The sequence below is a fragment of the Actinomyces culturomici genome (genome assembly GCF_900499005.1).
GTDB lineage: Bacteria > Actinomycetota > Actinomycetes > Actinomycetales > Actinomycetaceae > Pauljensenia > Pauljensenia culturomici.
The window spans coordinates 63,298-76,549 of sequence record NZ_LS991316.1 but is presented as its reverse complement, the minus strand read 5'-3'; the positions used below and the strand labels follow the sequence as shown (position 1 = coordinate 76,549).

At 69.6% G+C, this 13,252-nt stretch carries 9 protein-coding genes and 1 tRNA gene; 1 reads left to right on the top strand and 9 read right to left on the bottom strand.

Annotated features, from left to right (window positions below):
- Positions 1 to 250: 250 nt before the first annotated feature.
- Positions 251 to 871 (bottom strand): LytR C-terminal domain-containing protein, encoded by a 621-nt coding sequence (locus tag DY157_RS00320; protein ID WP_235827021.1) that lies wholly within the window; start codon positions 869 to 871, stop codon positions 251 to 253.
- A 111-nt stretch (positions 872 to 982) separates the two neighbouring features.
- On the opposite strand from DY157_RS00320, the gene DY157_RS00315 reads away from it, so the two are divergent.
- Positions 983 to 1,681: a uracil-DNA glycosylase gene (locus tag DY157_RS00315; RefSeq protein WP_115726659.1), complete on the top strand. Its 699-nt coding sequence runs from the start codon at positions 983 to 985 to the stop codon at positions 1,679 to 1,681.
- A gap of 175 nt (positions 1,682 to 1,856) precedes the next feature.
- Here DY157_RS00315 and DY157_RS00310 read toward each other — a convergent pair whose 3' ends face one another.
- From DY157_RS00310 to DY157_RS00275, 8 genes are all read right to left on the bottom strand, one after another.
- On the bottom strand, positions 1,857 to 2,897 hold the full coding sequence (locus DY157_RS00310) for an alcohol dehydrogenase catalytic domain-containing protein (protein WP_115727850.1): 1,041 nt from the start codon (positions 2,895 to 2,897) through the stop codon (positions 1,857 to 1,859).
- Between the two features lie 161 nt (positions 2,898 to 3,058).
- Positions 3,059 to 4,252, bottom strand: a complete 1,194-nt coding sequence (locus DY157_RS00305) for a thermonuclease family protein (RefSeq protein ID WP_115726658.1) — start codon at positions 4,250 to 4,252, stop codon at positions 3,059 to 3,061.
- A gap of 433 nt (positions 4,253 to 4,685) precedes the next feature.
- Positions 4,686 to 7,010 (bottom strand): alpha-galactosidase, encoded by a 2,325-nt coding sequence (locus tag DY157_RS00300; protein ID WP_115726657.1) that lies wholly within the window; start codon positions 7,008 to 7,010, stop codon positions 4,686 to 4,688.
- 10 nt (positions 7,011 to 7,020) lie between these two features.
- Positions 7,021 to 8,481 (bottom strand): glycoside-pentoside-hexuronide (GPH):cation symporter, encoded by a 1,461-nt coding sequence (locus tag DY157_RS00295; RefSeq protein WP_115726656.1) that lies wholly within the window; start codon positions 8,479 to 8,481, stop codon positions 7,021 to 7,023.
- Complete coding sequence (locus tag DY157_RS00290; protein ID WP_115726655.1) at positions 8,472 to 10,928, bottom strand: glycoside hydrolase family 2 protein; 2,457 nt, start codon at positions 10,926 to 10,928, stop codon at positions 8,472 to 8,474. The genes DY157_RS00295 and DY157_RS00290 overlap by 10 nt, the downstream gene beginning before the upstream one ends.
- Positions 10,925 to 11,521 (bottom strand): TetR/AcrR family transcriptional regulator, encoded by a 597-nt coding sequence (locus tag DY157_RS00285; RefSeq protein ID WP_160159380.1) that lies wholly within the window; start codon positions 11,519 to 11,521, stop codon positions 10,925 to 10,927. Before DY157_RS00285 ends, DY157_RS00290 begins: the two co-directional genes overlap by 4 nt.
- A 679-nt stretch (positions 11,522 to 12,200) precedes the next feature.
- A tRNA-Thr gene (locus tag DY157_RS00280) sits at positions 12,201 to 12,276 on the bottom strand.
- A gap of 80 nt (positions 12,277 to 12,356) precedes the next feature.
- A complete protein-coding gene (locus DY157_RS00275; RefSeq protein WP_115726653.1) occupies positions 12,357 to 13,214 on the bottom strand; it encodes a DsbA family protein in 858 nt (285 codons plus the stop codon).
- Positions 13,215 to 13,252: the final 38 nt, after the last annotated feature.

Here is a 13,252-nt window from a genome sequence, read left to right as displayed (position 1 = left end):
TTGTCACTCTGCCTGGGCGAGTGCCAACGCCAAGTCTGGCACTCGGCCCATGCGAGTGCAAGACGAGGCCGCCCTCGTCGGGATCGACGAGGGCGGGGCGGGGCATCGGTCGGAAGGAAGGGATTCGGCCGGTATTCCGGACGGAACGGCGGAGCGGCCGACCGGGGAGTCCCGGTCGGCCGCTCCGCTCGCTCATCGTGTTCGCCGTCGGCGCAGCGCGCCGCGGGCGAACGGTTCGGTCGAGGTCAGTTCATCGGAGGATGACGACGACGTCAGGGGCGCCGAGCCCGGTCGTCGACTGGACGTTCGTGATGCCGAGGGCCTCGCCGACGGCCTCGGCGCTCGCCTTGAGGTTGGGGTCCTCGTAGTAGACGGTGGAGACCTGGGTGACCCAACCCTCGGCGTTGGCAGCGGACGCGCCGGGGAAGCCAGCGTCGGCGAGCTCGCTCACCTTCTGCGCGGCGAGGCCGTTCGTGCCCGTGCCGTTGAGGACGGAGATCTTGACGTTGTGATCGACGATCGTGTTCTCATCCTGCGAGGACTGCGCGGTGTCCGCGCTCGTCGACTCCGACTGGGTCGTGTCGGTCGCGGCCGCCGTCGACTCCGACTGGGCCATGGCCGTCTGGTCCGACTGAGCCGCGGAGGAGGATGCGGACTGGGCGGTCGAGACGCTCGCGCTCGACTGGCCGGCAGTCGAGGTGTCGCGCATCGTGAGGAGGGCGCTCGCGCCCCAGCCGAGCAACGGCCCGATGACGAGGATCGCGAGGAACGGCCAGACGGACTTCCAGCGCGACGGCTGCGGACGGTGCATGCCGACCGGCATGTCCTCGCCGGCGACGTCGAATTCATCCCGAGGGTACTGAGAACTCACCCCACCAGACTAACCGCCCGAACGCCCGCACCGCGCGCATCGCCTCGGGCGAGCCTCGGGCGAGCCTCGGCGACCCGTCGCGCATCGGGACGCCCGGACTACCCTGGCCGGGTGACCGATATCGAGCCCCAGCCCCTCTCCGCCCTCGTCGATCCGGGATGGGCCGCCGCCCTCGCCCCCGTGGAACCTCGGATCCACGAACTCGGCGCGATGCTCCGCGAGGAGATCGCGAACGGCTTCAACTACCTCCCTGCGGGCACGGACGTCCTGCGCGCCTTCACCTACCCCTTCGACGGGGTGAAGGTCCTCATCGTCGGCCAGGACCCCTACCCGACGCCCGGACATGCGATGGGGCTCAGCTTCTCCGTGAAGCCCGGCGTCGCGATTCCCCGCTCGCTCCAGAACATCTTCACCGAGATGGAATCCGATCTCGGAGTGCCGCGGCCGACCTCGGGCGACCTGTCGAAGTGGTCGCGCGAGGGCGTGTGCCTGCTCAACAGGGTCCTCACCGTCCGCCCCGGCAACCCGGGTTCCCACCGGCGCCGCGGATGGGAGGAGGTGACTGAGCGCGCGATCGACGCCCTCGTCCACCGCACCGACGAGTCCGGGAGACGCCGCCCGCTCGTCGCGATCCTCTGGGGCAAGGACGCGCAGACGCTCGAGCCGCTTCTCGCGGGCATCCCGATCGTCAAGTCCCCGCATCCCTCGCCGATGTCGGCGCGCTACGGCTTCTTCGGGTCGCGGCCCTTCTCCCGCGCGAACGCGCTCCTCGTCGAGCAGGGCGCGGAGCCGGTCGACTGGAGCCTCTGACCGCCGGAGCGATCCGCCGGGGAGTTCGAGGGGCGGCCGGGGCGCCGGAGGAGCCCCCGTCTCCCCGCGCGCACTGCTCCCCACTGCTTGCTTCACGCCCGTTTCCCACGCGCGAGCGTTCGAAAGACCCCGTGAAGCAAGCACTGGGAGCGCCCTCGTCGATGAACCCGCGGACCTACCGCGGCGCGACGGCGATCTTCAGGCCGGCGCGGTCGCGGACGGCGGCGAGCGCCTCGTCGAAGCGGTCGAGCGGGAAGACATGCGAGACGATGTGGTCGACGGACAGGGAGCCGGAGGCGAGGAGGTCGACGGCGCGGCGCACGTCCGAACGGCGCGCATTCGACCCGCCGGTCACCTGGATCTCCTTGTAGTGAATGAGGTTCGGGTCCATCTGCGCCATCGACCCCTTGGGGAAGCCCGCGAAGTAGCTGACGCGCGAGGCGATGCCCGCGATCTCGAGCGCGTACTCGGCGAGCTCGAGCGCGCCGACCGCGACGATGACGACGTCGGCTCCCGCCGGAAGGAGCCGCTTGACCTCGGCGACCATCTCCGGCCCCTCGAGCCCGATGACGTCAGTCGCGCCCGCCTTCGTCGCCGGTTCCAGGCGCCCGGGGCGGCCGACGCCGATGATGCGGGTCGCGCCGCTCGCCTTCGCGAGCGCGATGTGGAGGAGCCCGATCGGTCCCGTGCCGAGGACGACGACCGAATCCCCGGGCCGCGTCGCCACGAGGTCGGCGCCGTTGAGGACGCAACTCAGGGGCTCGGCGAGGGCGAGGAGCGTCGGCGCGAGCTCCCGCGGCGCCATGACGAGGTTCCCGCGGGCGACCGCCTCGGCGGGAACGAGGAGATAGTCGGCGAGGCCGCCGTCGATCTCGTAGCCGATGAGCCGGAGATTCTCGCACAGGTGCTCGCGCCCGATGAGGCAGGGCCCGCACCGCCCGCACGACAGGACGATCGAGCAGGTCGCCTGGCGTCCGACCTCGTACCCGGTGACGCCCTCGCCGATCGCGGCGATCCGCCCGGCGAACTCGTGACCCATGATGACGCCGGGCCGCACGCCCGCCGTCTTCGCGCCCGAGATGATCCGCAAATCCGTCCCGCAGATCGTGTTCGCCTCGATCTTCAGGAGGACCTCGCCCGGCCCCGGCTCGGGAACCTTTCGAGTCTCGAGCCCGACATCGCCGATTCCGCGGAGCACCGCCGCCCTCATGTCCATGCCCCGCACACTAGCGAGCCCGCCCCGCCCCGGCGCCCGAGCGCTCCTATTCGCATTCGTGTGCAACCCGGCGCGCAGTCGCCTGCGCGCTTTCGCCCGCGGTCCGCCGCTCTCGGGGTGGATCGACGAGGCCGGGGCCGGCGTCGGAAGGAGGGAAGGGATCAGATCGGCGCCTTCGTGGTGCAATCGATCTTCGTGTACGGCCTCCCCTTCGAGTCGATCGCATTCGGCGGGTACCCGCCGCCGTAGGCGCGGCAGCCCGTGTACGTGTCGATCGAAGCGCCGCCGGAGGAACCTCCAGACGTTCCTCCCGAGCTCGAAGATCCACCTTCGGATCCCCCACTGGACGTTGAGCCCTCCGACCCGCCTCCACTTGATCCGCCGCCCGAGTAGTTCTCAGCGGCCTCGGAGGCCTGACGCTGTTGTTCGGCGATCCGCGCGGCCTCCGCCTGGCGCGCCTCCTCGGCGAGACGCGCCTCCTCCGCTTTCCGCGCCTCTTCGGCCAAGCGGGCCTCTTCTGCCTTCCGAGCCTCTTCCGCCTTCCGTTCTTCCTCCGCCTTCACCACGAGATCCGCGCGCTGCGCCGCGAGCCCGTTGTCGACGGACGTGGACTTGCGCTCAATCGAGGCGAACTCGTCGATCCCATCGAGGTCCCCGAAGGCGAATCGACTAAAGGACTCGGCGGAGTTGACAGCGGAATACGCCGCTCGATAAGCGGCGATTGCCTTGATGATCGCGTTGACATCCGCACGTCGCGTGTCCACGGCGGCAATAGTCTCGCTGGTCGTCCCCGTCGCAATTGCTGCAGTCGTCAGCTGCGTGAGCGCAGCCGACTGGGCCTGTGCGAATGCCTGCGGGGTGCACTCGACGGAGTCGGCGTAGATGCCTGCCTTTGAAGTCTTCGCGTCAGCGTTCGCGGCCTCGATTGCGGCGCGGAATTTCGTGTTCGGCTCGATCGTCATGGGAACTCCGAGTCCCGCACGAGCGAGGTCCTCGTTGACGAAGTCGCTTCCGACGTAGACGCCGGCGAGCAGGCGGCCGTAACGGTCCCGCTTCTCGCGGTCGGTCTTCAGTTCGACTCGGGTGCCGGCGGGGAGTACGGACTCCGTGAACTCCTTCGCCTCTTGGCCGAGGCAGGTCTCGGGTTGCTCACCATGGAGCTCCGGGGCGTTGACATTGAGGAAGCGGACACGCTCTTCGCCCCCCGTGTCCAACGTGACGACGATCGTGTCTCCGTCGGTCACACTCTTGACGGTCGCCATCTGTGGCCCGAGCAGCGAAACACCGACCACTCCACCGACAACGGCTGTCGCTGCGGCTGCGGCGATGGCAATGAGCGGCTTAACAGCGGGCATTTCTCTCCTTCGAGGTCAGCCTGATTCGCACCGAACAAGAGTAGTTCCGCGCCTTGGCATTTTCGTCCCAAATCGACGGGGCCGGGGCCGAGCGCCGGTTGGGCGGGGATGAGATCCCCCTCGATGAGGCGACGTGTGACCGATTGCGGCATGTGCGCCCGAATCCGCTGGGGTGTCGGCCGACTTCGGACGCACAGCGAACGGAACGAGCCCGATTCCGGGCTAAGTGCCCGATCCTGCAGGGGTACGGGCCGGTTTCGGGCGCACTGCGGATCGCGCGTGCCCGAATCCGACGAAAGTGCCCGAATCCGCCGGGGTACGGGATTCCCCCGGCGAATGAGCGAGAACGCGACGGACCGGAAGGGTGGAGAGGAGATCCCCTCGACGCGCGAAGGTGATGCTCTCGGTGAGGGGGCGGGGCGGAGAAGGCCCGTCAGGGGAGGCGCTCAAGGAGGTGGATCCGCGCCGAGTTGTCGGGCATTGCCCGCATCCCGTCGGCGAATCCGGTCCCCGTGAAGCGCTGGGGCAGCCGCAGCCCGGCGCTCATGAGGAGGGCGCCCGAGGCCTCGACCTCGAAGGCCTCGGTCGTCATGAGCTTGTGTCGGACGACCGCGCGAACGAGCGCGCCCTCGTGGTCGACCTTCACCGGCCGCGCCTGATTGAGCAGAGACCCGAAGACGCGGGGGTCGAGGGACTCCCGGCGCGTCGTCACGCGGTAGCGGGCGGCGGCGTCGAGGCCGCGCAGGCGCAGGGGCGTCTGGTCGGAATTGGGCCGGACGCGCCCGACCATCTCGAGGACGGCCGCCTTGCCGAGGTCGGGGGCGACGACCATCCACGCGCACTCGTCCCCGTCGAAGGGCGAGCGGAGCCGGTGCCACTCCCCGAACTGGAGGAGTTCGCGGTGCTTCCGGTAGAAGTCGATCTGGGCGCGCACGGCGCGGCGCTCGGCGGGCGCGAGGGCGCCGAGGTCGAGCTCGTACCCGAGCAGCCCGAAGGCGGCGACGTCGAAGCGGGCCTCGATGCCGGAGACTCGGAGCGTCTGGTGGTTGGGCGAGGCCGACACGTGCGAGCCCCACACGGACTGCGGGTAGGCGTAACTCGCGCCCGATTGGATGCGCGCCCGCTCCCACGCGTCGGTGTCGTCGGAGAGCCACACCTGCGGCATGTAGGCGAGCATCCCGAGGTCGACGCGGTTGCCGCCCGAGGCGCACGATTCGAAGAGGACGTCCGGGTGGGCGCCGGTCACCTCGCGCAGGACCCGGTAAAGGCCGAGCGTCCACGCGACGTCGAGGCGCCCCTGTTCGGCAAGGGCCGCGCTGAACCTATCGGAGTGGTGCCGGTTCATGTCCCACTTGACGTAGCGGATCGGCCCGGAGTCGAGGAGCTCACCGATCCGGGCGATGACGTGGTCCTGCACCTCGGTCCGGCACAGGTCGAGGACGAACTGGTGGCGGCTCGGGGAGGGTTCCACCCCGGGCGAGGCGAGGATCCAGTCGGGATGGGCGTCGAAGAGCGCGGAGTCGCGGCTCACCATCTCCGGTTCGACCCACAGGCCGAAGTCGAGTCCCCGCTTGCGCAGGCGCGCGCCGAGCCCGTCGAGCCCGGAGGGCAACCGGGAGCGATTGACGTCGAAGTCGCCGAGCCCCCGCTCGTCAGAGGTCCGCCGCCCGAACCATCCGTCGTCGAGGACGAAGAGCTCCGCCCCGACTTCGGCCGCGGACTTCGCGAGGGCGTCGAGGCGCTTCTCGGAGACGTCGAAGTACGTCGCCTCCCAGTTGTTCACGAGGACGGGGCGGGCGGCCCCGGCGAATCGGGAGGGGACGACGCGGCGTCGAACGAGCGCGTGGAGGCACTGGCTGAGCCCGTCAAGGCCGGCGTCGGAGTAGGCGAGGACGGCGGCGGGGGTCTCGAAGGACTCGCCGGGGGCGAGCGTCCAGGCGAAACCCTCCGTCTGGATGCCGGCCGTGACGCGCGTGGAGGCGTAGGGGCCGGCCTCGACGATCGCGGTGTGGGAGCCCGACCAGACGAGGTTGAACCCGTAGGCGGCGCCGTGCTCCTCGCCAGCCTCGGGCGCGCACACGGCGAAGAAGGGGTTGCAGTAGTGCGAGGAGACTCCCGAGCGCGACCCCAGGACGATCGAGCCGGCGTCGAGCCTCGCCCGATGCGGCGCGAACTCGCGCACCCACGCGCCTGTGAAGGAGAGGACGTCCCATCCGGTGCCGGGAAGATCGAGCTGATAGGTGAGGGCGCGCTCGAGACGCAGATCCCCGGCGCCCCCGTTCGTCACGCGGGTCCGCACGACGATCGCGTCGCAATCCTCGGCCGGGGCGTAGAACCGTTCGACGAGGGCGCTCGCGCCCGACCGGACGCGCACGGCGAGCGTCTGACCGAGTCCGCGGACCTCGGGGAGGTCCGCGGACTGGGGCCACTGCGGGAGGACCTCGATCGACTCGAGCCGCAGATCGTGGACGCCCGAGCCGTCGGGCCCGCGCATTTCCAGCATCGGCGTCCGGAAGTCGCCCTTGTCGAGCGGGGAGACCTCGAGTCCGAGGTGGAGGAGGGAGAGGTTCGGATCCGCCGATTCGTCGTGGACGACGTCGGTGCCCATCGCGACCGCGATCGGCGCGCGCAGCGCCTCAAGGCTCGGCTCGAGTCGAGCCCCGTAGTGGAGGTGCTCGACGAGGGGCCCGCGCTCGGCGAGGTAGTAGCCGGTGCGCTCGGTCTCGACGCACCAGACGCCGTCGACGAATCGGATCATGCCCGGCTCCTCACTCCCCCGTCACGGTTTCCGGCGCGGACGCGCCGGCCCCGGCCTCGTGAACATCCTTCCCGATGGCCGCGCCGATGCGGGCGAGTTCCGCCTCGTCGAGGCGGTAGCGGCGGCGGAGGAACACGAGGGCGAAGGCGATGCCCGCGATCGGGACGATCATCATGAGGACGCGCAGCCCCATGAGCGTCCCCGCGGTCTGCGTCGCCGCGGCCGGGTCGAGGCCGATGACGTCGAGGCCGACGCCCGCGAGGAGCACCGACACGGCGGAGGCGAGCTTGACGACGAAGGTCTGCATGGAGAAGATCACGGCCTCGTCGCGACGGCCCGTCTTGTACTCGCCGTAGTCGACCGAGTCGGCGAGGAACACCGTCGTCAGCACCGTCGCCAGGCCGAAGCCGATGTAGATGATGAAGGCGCAGAGAGCGAGGGCCGCGATCTGGCGGACGCCCGCGAGCGACATCGCGAAGAGGAGCAGGTAGCCGAGGATCGTGATCGAGATCGAGCCGGAGAGGATCGTCTTCGCGCTCCACTTCTTGCGCAAGAGCGGCAGGGACGCCATCGAGAGGATCTGACCGGCGCCGCCGACCGCGCCGAAGAGGCTGACGAGGTCCGAATTCCCCATGTCGTACTTGAAGAAGTACACGGCGAGCTGGGTCGTGAGGTAGAGCGACGCGTTGAAGACGACGATGCCGATGACGACGACCATCGCCTGATCGTTCGCGAGGAGGGCGCGAAACATCTCGGAGATGCGCGGGGAGCGCTCGGGCTCGGCGGCACCCGAGATCGCGGCGGGCGCGGCCCCGGGAGCGCCGTCGGCGTCGGTCTTCGCTCCGACGTCCTCCTTCACGAGGACGACCATGACGAGCTCGGCGACGACGAAGAACACGGCGACCGCCGCGGCGAAGAACGCGAAGCCGTCCCGCTCGCCCGACCCGACGCGGACGACGACGAGCATCGTCGCGATCGTCGGGACCGCGAAGCCGAGGGCGGCGAAGGTGCGGCCGATGACGGCCATCGCCTCGCGCTCCTTGCCGGGCCTCGTGATCGCCGGGATCATCGACCAGAAGGGGATGTCCATCAGCGTGTAGGTGATGCCCCAGAGGAAGTAGGCGACCGTCATCCACGTGAGGAGCGCGGAGCCCTCCATGCCCTTCGGCACGGCGAACATCGCGTAGAGGACGAGGGCGTTCGTCAGCGTGCCCGTGAAGATCCACGGGCGGAAACGGCCCCAGCGGGTCCGGGTCTTCTCGACGATGACGCCCATGATCGGGTCGTTGAACGCGTCGAAGACGCGGGCCGCCATCATCATGACGCCGATGAAGGTGCCCGAGGCCCCGAGGACGTCGTTGTAGAAGTAGAGAATGAACCCGGAGACGAGGGCGTAGACCATGTCCTTGCCGACGGCTCCGACGCCGTAGCCGAACTTCCTGCCCCTGCCCGTCCGTGTCGTCAGTTCCATGTCGGCGCCCCCTCGCGCTCGATGGTGAAGTCGATCGAGACCGGTTCGGCCCCGTCGCAGCTGAGGGTGAGGCGTGCACTCCCCGCGCGCCCGAGGGTCCTCACGTAGGTTCCGGCCCCGCCTCCGGCGAGGTCGATGACGTCGGGACCGACGAGCGCGGCATCCCCCTCGAGGGAGATCCGCACGACGCGGCGCGCGTAGGTGCGCGGGGCGCCGTACTCGTCGATCGCGCGGATCCTCACGGTCGCGAGGTCCCAGGTCTTCCCGTCGACGAGGCGCGTCGTGTCGACGTCGGCGACGAGTTGCAGCTCGTTTCCCGGCGCCCGCCGCGCCGAGGCGACGACCAATCCGTCCTTGACTGCGTCGAATCGCCAGACGACGGCCTCGCCGCCCCAGGAGGCCATCCAGCGGTTGTAGAGGCGGGTGCCCTCGTCGAGGGTGAAGCCCTTGGCGGTCATGAGCCACGCGGCGGTCGCCATCGTCGCGGGCGGGAGGCCCGCGGGCCCGTACTTGGCGGCGTCGCGCAGAACCTTCTTGATCTGCTCGGACGTCCGGTGATCGAGGCCCTCGTGGCGCTCGAGGAGTTCGCCGACCGTGTCCTCGATGAGGACGGGCGGGTGCGGGAGGGCGCCGTAGCGCTTCGGGTCCGGGGCGAACTCCCCGACGAGATCGTCATTGCGGTAGAGGCGCACCGAGTCCGCGTTGGTGAACACGGCGATCGTTCCGAGCGCGCCGCCCGGGTGCTCGCCGATGTCCATCGACGAGGACGGGACGAGAATCGCCTCCTCTCCCTCGGCGAGATCGGCCTGGCTCGCGTAGAGCGCGGCCGCGAGCTTCGGGTTGCGGAACTGATCGAGGACGCCGTGGTGACACACCCGGTCGCCCGACCCGAAGTCCCGGTGGGTCTGATAGTCGGCGAAGCACCAGCCGATCGCCCCGGAGATCCCCTCGCCGGCCGCCGCGTCGTTCTGAACGCGCGCGTGCCGCAGCGCCTGGGAGAGGCGGTGCTCCTCGTCGTCCCAGGCTTTCGTCGGGTACATGTGCCCGTTGTGCTCGGAGATGAGGTAGCCCTTCGACGCGTCCGGCGTCACGCGCTTCTTCGGGTCGCACCCGCGGTTGCCTCCCGAGTGGACGAAGTCGTTGTACGCGTACACGTCCTCGAGGAGGTGCGACTTCTGGAAGTTCCGGATGCCCGTCGTCGGCCGCGTCGAGTCGAGCTCATGCGCCGCCGCGTTCGTCCGCTCGTAGAGGGCGTCGTCGTCCGCGCTCTCGTTGATGCGGACGCCCCACGCGATGATCGACGGGTGGTTGCGCCACTGGAGGACCATGTCGCGGACGTTGCGCACCGCCCGGTCCTTCCACGCGTCGCCGCCGATGTGCTGCCAGCCCGGCAGCTCAGTGACGACGAGGAGCCCGATCTCGTCGCACCGGTCGATGAAGTGGTGCGACTGCGGGTAGTGGCTCGTCCGCACGACGGTGCAGCCGAGCTCGTCCTTCACGATGTCCGCGTCGAGCCGCTGCGCGCGGGCGGGCGCCGCGTACCCCATGTACGGGTACGACTGGTGCCGATTGAGTCCGCGCAGGTGGACCCGTTCGCCGTTGACGTAGAGCCCGTCGGCCGCCCACGCGATCGTCCGGAACCCGAAGCGCGTGTCGCGCGCGTCGAGCTCGCTTCCATTCGCATCGACGAGGGCGCAGCGCAGCACGTGAAGAGTGGGATCCTTCGGGCTCCAGGCCCGGGCGTTCGGCACGCGCAGGTCGAGGGAGAGCGTCGAGACGGCGCCTGTTTCAGCTCCCTCCTTCGGCGCCTGCGCCCCGGCCTCGTCGATCGGCGTGCGCGAGGAGGCGAGAACCGCGCCCGAGGCGTCGACAACGGACGCGAGGAGGGCGAGGCCGGGCCGGGCGTTCGCGACGGCGACCTCGGCGGTGAGGGCGCCGCGATGGTCGGCGCGCACGAATACGTCGGCGAGGCGCTCGCGCGGGGTCACCTCGAGGTGCGCCTCGCGGTAGAGGCCGCCGTACGCGAGGTAGTCGACGACCCCGCCGAAGGGCGGCTGGTCGAGGGTCTCGCGCGAATCGAGGCGCACGGCGAGGACGTTGCGGCCGGGCTCAAGGTGCGCGGTGAGGTCGAATTCGGCGGCGGTCCACCCGCACTCGTGGACGCCGACGAGCGCCCCGTTGCAGAAGACCTCGGCGCGGTGGGCGGCGCCGTCGAGGACGAGGCGCACGGTCCGGTCGGCCCACGACGCGGGGACGTCGAGGGCGCGGACGTAGCCGGAGAGGAGCTGGAAGTCGTGGTCGTCGAAGGAGTCGAGCGGGAGTTCGGCGACGGTGTGCGGCAGGCGGACGGGCTCGAGGCCCTCCGCGTCCGCGGCGTTCGCGCCGAGAAGCGCGTCGTCCCAGGTCGGGGTGAACTTCCAGTCGTCGTTGAGCGCGTAGCGGGTCATGCGTCCTCCTCGGCATCGGACTCCCCGGGGCGCGGGGCGAGGCCCCCGATGATGAGGTCGATCATCGCGTCGAGGGTGCGCGTCCAGTCGGCGCTCGTCTCGGGGCGAGCGAGGAGGCGCTCGAACGCGCCCTCGATGACGCCCCGGGCGACGTCGAGGTCGACGGGGCGGATCTCCCCCGCCTCGATGCCCGCGCGCAGCAGGTCGAGCGTCGGCTCCCACCCGGATTCGAGGCGATCGAGGACGCGGCGGTGGACCTTGGGGTGCTTGAGCGCGCTCGGCGCGACATCGGCCCAGGCGATCGTCCGATGCCCCGGCGGCTGAACGACGATGACGCGACGGACCTTCTCGAGGGTCGAGAGCGTCGGGTCGTCGATGATCGCCCGCTCGGCGCGCTTGACCTCGTCGAACCAGTGGTCGACGGCACTGGCGAGCAGGTCCTCCTTATCGGCGAATTCGACGTAGAGGGTCTTCTTCGAGATCCGCAGGCTCGTCGCGAGCTCGGACATCGTGAACCCGGCGCCCTTCTCGATCCACAGATCGATCGCGGCGACGAGGATTCGTCGGCGCAGTTCCTCGGCATCGGACGACACGGCCACCTCCTTGTGGAAACCGAAACCACGCATACGGGTTTCCGGATGAGGAGAGGCTAGCGCGCCGCGCCCCGCCGATCAAGGGGTTCCGACCTCCTATCCGCTCCCCCTTTGTCCGCACTCCCCTCTCACCGAGAGCATCACCTTGTCCCGTCGAGGGGATCTCCTTGCTGACGCCCACTGATCCGGGCGCCGCCCGATCGGTCGTGTAACGCCGGACCGGTTGGCGTGTCGATGGAGGTGTTGATACGTCACTGAACTGCTCTCGACTCGGCCCTTCCGCTTCTTTGCCTTCTCCCTCGTTCGTCGGGAGCCACACCCCGACGGAACCGGGCACATACGCCGGAACCGGGCACACACCACCCACAAAGCGCCCGAAACCGCCCCACACCCCGACGGAACCGGGCACATACGCCGGAACCGGGCACACACCACCCACAAAGCGCCCGAAACCGCCCCACACCCCGACGGAACCGGGCGCATACGCCGGAACCGGGCACACACCACCCACAAAACGCCCGAAGAATGCCTCACATCCGGGCCGGCATCCCGCGAGCGCGAGGGCGCTGCTCCCCGCTCATCGCTTTCCGGGTACCGATGGGTACGGCCCCCGCGATCCAGCCCGCATACGAGAGCGGCCCCGCCCTGACTTTTGCCAGGTGCGGGGCCATTTCCGCATTGGAGCCACCTATCGGGCTCGAACCGATGACCTGCTGTTTACAAGACAGCTGCTCTACCAACTGAGCTAAGGCGGCGGACCCGGCAGTGCGGGCGAGTGCCCACAGTCTGCCATGGGCTCCGGGGCCCCGACGAATCGCCGGGGCCCCGGAGGAGCTCACCTGGACTGCGCGGAATCCGATCCCGACTGGGCGGTGGAGGACAGGCCCATCCCGGTGCGCAGGGAGGCGAGAATGCTCGACGCGTCATTGCCCGAGAGGGTGATGCGCGTCGAGTGGTCCTTGACGAACTCCGGGGTGCCGAGCCCGTTACGGTCGGCGATGTTCGCCGCCTTCCACGCGGCGGTCGAGGTCGAGAGGTAGTCCGTGACGACGTTGACCGGGAAGGTTTTGACGACGTCGGAGGGAACGCCCGCCTCGGTCGCGAGGGTCTTCACCTGCTCCCAGGACTTCTGCTGATCCTGAATGACGGTGCCCTTGCCAGCGTTGAACTGAGAGCGGAAGTACGAGAGCAGCGAGTGGTGGAACGCGATCCAGTGATCGGGATCCTTCTGCGCGACGATGAGGGAGGCGGAAGTCGCGGGATTCGCGTACGCCATTCCGACGGTCGTGACGGGCTGGAACTCGATGTTGTACTCGCCGTTCTTCGCGTCGTCGGAGACTGTCTGGCCGATGAGGACGTCGATGTTCGCGCAGGCGTGGCACGAGTAGTCGAAGTACTCGGTGAGCGTGGGGAGCGAGTCGTCGACCTTGCCGATGCCGAGGTGCGAGTAGAGGACCGGCGCACCTCCGGCGTATTCGCCGAGGGTCGTCGTCGGGTCGGCGGTCTCGGCCTCGTTCTTCGCCTTGAGCTGGTTGCCGATGACGATGGCGACCGTCACGATGACGGCGAGGACGACGACTGCGACGATCGACACGACGATCGCGCGGTTCCTCTTATCCGCCTTCTCCTGCGCCTCGCGCATCTGCTGGGCCTTGAGGCGGACGGAGGCGTCCGCGTTCTTCTTGGCGGCCATGGGCCCCCCTTCTCTTGTGAGGTCTGCGCCCCACACTA

What these genes read in the sequence shown, in the direction of transcription:
- DY157_RS00310 (WP_115727850.1), bottom strand. Translation starts at nt 2,897, where the DNA reads ATGGACATGAGGGCGGCGGTGCTCCGCGGAATCGGCGATGTCGGGCTC.
- DY157_RS00300 (WP_115726657.1), bottom strand. Translation starts at nt 7,010, where the DNA reads ATGATCCGATTCGTCGACGGCGTCTGGTGCGTCGAGACCGAGCGCACC.
- DY157_RS00295 (WP_115726656.1), bottom strand. Translation starts at nt 8,481, where the DNA reads ATGGAACTGACGACACGGACGGGCAGGGGCAGGAAGTTCGGCTACGGC.
- DY157_RS00305 (WP_115726658.1), bottom strand. Translation starts at nt 4,252, where the DNA reads ATGCCCGCTGTTAAGCCGCTCATTGCCATCGCCGCAGCCGCAGCGACA.
- DY157_RS00275 (WP_115726653.1), bottom strand. Translation starts at nt 13,214, where the DNA reads ATGGCCGCCAAGAAGAACGCGGACGCCTCCGTCCGCCTCAAGGCCCAG.
- DY157_RS00290 (WP_115726655.1), bottom strand. Translation starts at nt 10,928, where the DNA reads ATGACCCGCTACGCGCTCAACGACGACTGGAAGTTCACCCCGACCTGG.